We start from the raw sequence: 3,621 nt of genomic DNA, 5'->3' as shown, positions 1-3,621 counted from the left end.
CGGCCCAGGCGCGTCCCACGGCGGCCGCCGAGGCGAGGGACTCCAGACAGCCGCGCTGACCGCACCCGCACACCGGCCCGTCCGGGCGCACCACGATGTGGCCGAACTCGCCGGCGCCGCCGTGCGCGCCCGGCTCGACCCGTCCGTCCGTACCGATGGCGGCGGCGATTCCGGTGCCCAGCGCCACGAAGAAGAACCGGTCGACGCCCTCGCCCGCGCCCACGCGCCCCTCGGCGAGGCCGCCGGTGCGCACGTCGTGCCCGAGTCCGACGGGGATGCCGCCGAGGCGTTCGGCGAGGAGCGCGCGCAGCGGTACGTCCTGCCAGCCGAGGTTCGCGGCGTAGACGGCGGTGCCCGACGGTTCGTCGAGGACGCCCGGCACGGCCACTCCGGCGGCCAGCGGTTCGGTGCCGTACATCGAGGCGCCATGCGCGCGCAGTTCGGCGGCGAAGTCGAGGATGCGCTCGACGACGGCGTCGGGGCCGTGCTCGCGGCCGGTGCCGCGCCGTGCCTCGTGCAGCAGCTCGCCGGCGGCGGCTCCGGGGCCGGTGCCGGCTCCGGAGCCGATGAGGGCCGCCTTCATCTCGGTGCCGCCGACGTCGAGGGCGATGACGTATTCCGGTTTCCGGGGGCTCGTGCTCACAGGGAGCAGTCTCCCGCCTTGACCCACAACAGGTCTAGTCCACTCCGGCCATCGGTTTGGGTTTCCCGAGGTGGAGCGGGTGCCGGAGTGTCCCGGTCTGGTAGGGAAACCGTGCGCATCGGCGATCTTCACCGCATGTACCGGATGGAACGGATGGGTCGCTGTGAAAGTCGTGCGGTCTATGGCCTAGACCTTCGGGCCCCGTCGGTGGAGACTCCTGTTCCGTACACGTCCGGCCGGGCCGGACGCGGGGGGTGGGAGGGAGCACGGCACGGCGCCGTGCGCACGGTTGAGGAGTAGATGCTGTGGAGCGCCGCAGGTTCCTCGGTCTTGCAGTGGCGACGGGCGCGGCGGCGAGCGGCGCCCTGACGACCGCCGGTTGCGGCACCGGTCCCGGGACGCAGAGTTCCGCGCTCAAAGTCGTGGCCGCCGACTACGGCGACCCCGGGCGCGGCACCAGTTCGCAGGGGTACTGGGACGCGCTCGTCGGCGACTTCCAGGAGCGGCATCCCGGCGCCGAGATCGACGTCGAGGTGCACAGTTGGAAGGACGTCGACAAGAACGTGGCCAGGATGGCCGCCGAGGGCAACCCGCCGGACATCGCGCAGATCGGCGCGTACGCCGACTTCGCGGCCAAGGACATGCTCTACCGGGCGGGCGAGGTCCTCTCCATCCCCGTACAGGCCGACTTCCTGCCCGCGCTCGCGGAGGCGGGCGAGGTGCGGCGGGTGCAGTACGGGATGCCGTTCGCCGCGAGCACCCGGCTGCTCTTCTACAACAAGACGCTCTTCAAGAAGGCCGGGCTGGACCCGGCCGAGCCGCCCCGCACCTGGAACCAACTGGCGAGCGCCGCCGCCCGGTTGAAGGACGCGGGCGTGAAGATCCCGTACGGGCTGCCGCTGGGCCCGGAGGAGGCGCCCGCCGAGGCGATGATGTGGATCCTCAGCAGCGGGGGCGCGTACACCGACCGGGTCGGCGACTACACCGTCGACGCCCGGGCGAACATCAAGGCCTTCGACTGGCTGCGGGAGCGGCTCGTCCGCTCCGGGCTGACCAACCCGAATCCCGGACGCACCGACCGCCAGCAGCTCTTCGACGCCTTCGTACGCGGCGACGTCGGCATGCTCAACGGCCACCCGACGCTGCTGAAGGAGGCGCGGGCCCGGGGCGTGGACTACGGCACGGCGGTGCCGCCCGGCGCCGACGGGCCCTCGCCGGGCACCCTCGGCGTGGCGGACTGGGTGATGGCGTTCAAGCACAACGGCAGGGGCGAAGAGGCGGGCCGCTTCCTCGACTTCGTCTTCAGCGAGCGGAACCACTACGCCTTCGCCGAGCGCTACGACCTGCTCCCGGTGACCACGTCCGCGAACGACCGGATGCGCGAGCGCGCGGAGCGCAAGCCGCTGCGGCGCTTCCAGGAGGAGCTGTCGAGCGCCGAGTTCTACCCGGTGGGCAAGGTCTCCTGGGCGACGGTGAGCGCGGACATCAAGCGGAGCATCGGCAGGGCCGTCGAGGCGGACGGCGATCCCGCGCGGGTGCTGTCCGCGATCCAGCGCCGCGCGGAGGCGGCGGAGACGGCGGCGCAGGAGAGCTGAGCGGAGCGCGCCTGGCGTGCTGTCCGGCGGACCGGCCGACCGGTGGACCGGCTGGCGACCGACTGTCGTTCGGCGGCGGTACGTTGAGGGAATGAGCGAGGACGAGCGGGACGAGGAGCGCGACGCGGCGGACGCGGGTGCGGGCGCAGGTGCCCGTACGCCGGCGGACGCTTCCGGGCTCTCCGGGCTCTCCGACCGCGACCTGGCCGTGCTCGACGTCGAACGCCGCGGCTGGCCCGGCCCCGGCGCCAAGGAGCGCGCCATACGCGAGCAGTTGGAGATGTCCCCGACGCGCTACTACCAACTCCTCAACGCCCTCCTGGACGATCGCCGCGCCCTGGAACACGACCCGATGACGGTCAACCGTCTGCGCCGCCGCCGCGAGGCCCAACGCGCCCGCCGCTGACGCCGGTTGACGCCTCGCCGTCCGTACCGGCCTCTGGCCCGTGTCCGTACGGCTAGGGTCGCGCCATGACCGCCCCCGAACCCACGATCGTCGCGACCTCCGGCGGGCATCTCGCCGGGAGCCGCAGCAGGGTGCTCTTCGACGCGCTGGTGCACCACGCGGTCGACCTGTCGGGCGTACACGGCCGCCGTCCCCGCCTGCTCTACCTCGGCACGGCCATCGGCGACGCCGAGCACTTCGCGGCGCGCATGGCCGAGGCGGCACGCGTGGCCGGGTTCGATCTGACGCCGCTGAACCTCTTCCCGATGCCGAACGTCGAGGACGTCGAGGGCACCCTCCTCGACCACGACGTCGTGTGGGTCATGGGCGGCTCCGTCGCGAACCTGCTGGCCCTCTGGCGTCTGCACGGCCTCGACACCGCGCTGCGCCGCGCCTGGCAGGCGGGCGTGGTGCTCAGCGGGGTCAGCGCCGGCTCGATCTGCTGGTACGAGGGCGGCGTCACCGACTCCTTCGGCCCCGAACTGCGCCCGCTCACCGACGCGTTGGGCTTCCTTCCTTTCGGCAGTGGCGTGCACTACGACAGCGACCCGGGCCGACGTCCCCTGGTGCACCGGCTCGTCGCGGACGGCACCCTGCCCACGTCCCACTGCACCGACGACGGGGTGGGCCTGGTCTACCGCGGTACGCGTCTGGTCGAGGCCGTCACGGAACAGCCGGGCAAGGGCGCCTACATCGTGGAGCGGGACGGCGACCGCGCCGTCGAGGAGCGCGTCGAGCCGCGCGAACTGCCCCGCGCCGGGCGGTAAGGTCGCCGCATGGCCGCCGTACCGACCCCCCGTACCCGAGCCGGCCGCGACGGGCTCGCCGCGATCCTCGCCGAGCCCCAACGTGCCCTCGTGGCCTTCGACTTCGACGGCACCCTCGCCCCGATCGTCGCCGACCCCGCCGAAGCGCGCGCCCACCCCGGCGCCGTGCCC

General features: G+C 73.3%; 4 protein-coding genes and 1 pseudogene. 4 read left to right on the top strand and 1 reads right to left on the bottom strand.

Annotated elements, in window-relative coordinates; translation table 11 throughout:
* Positions 1-583 (bottom strand): ROK family protein (locus tag AN218_RS18770; protein WP_141747619.1); only part of this gene is annotated, 583 nt, incomplete at its 3' end.
* Between the two features lie 365 nt (positions 584-948).
* Between AN218_RS18770 and AN218_RS18765 the strand changes: the two genes are divergently transcribed.
* The 4 genes and pseudogenes from AN218_RS18765 to AN218_RS38325 form a co-directional block, all read left to right on the top strand.
* A complete protein-coding gene (locus AN218_RS18765) occupies positions 949-2,238 on the top strand; it encodes an extracellular solute-binding protein (RefSeq protein WP_079132325.1) in 1,290 nt (429 codons plus the stop codon).
* A gap of 91 nt (positions 2,239-2,329) precedes the next feature.
* On the top strand, positions 2,330-2,644 hold the full coding sequence (locus AN218_RS18760) for a DUF3263 domain-containing protein (RefSeq protein ID WP_070018044.1): 315 nt from the start codon (positions 2,330-2,332) through the stop codon (positions 2,642-2,644).
* Positions 2,645-2,709: 65 nt separating this feature from the next.
* Positions 2,710-3,450, top strand: a complete 741-nt coding sequence (locus AN218_RS18755) for a Type 1 glutamine amidotransferase-like domain-containing protein (protein ID WP_070018043.1) — start codon at positions 2,710-2,712, stop codon at positions 3,448-3,450.
* Between the two features lie 9 nt (positions 3,451-3,459).
* Positions 3,460-3,621: pseudogene (locus tag AN218_RS38325) on the top strand (trehalose-phosphatase); the annotation flags it as partial.

Source organism: Streptomyces nanshensis (assembly GCF_001751255.1).
In the GTDB taxonomy this organism is placed as follows: Bacteria; Actinomycetota; Actinomycetes; order Streptomycetales; family Streptomycetaceae; genus Streptomyces; species Streptomyces nanshensis_A.
Note: the sequence above shows the minus strand (reverse complement) of the source record. Positions and strands in the feature narration are given on the sequence as shown.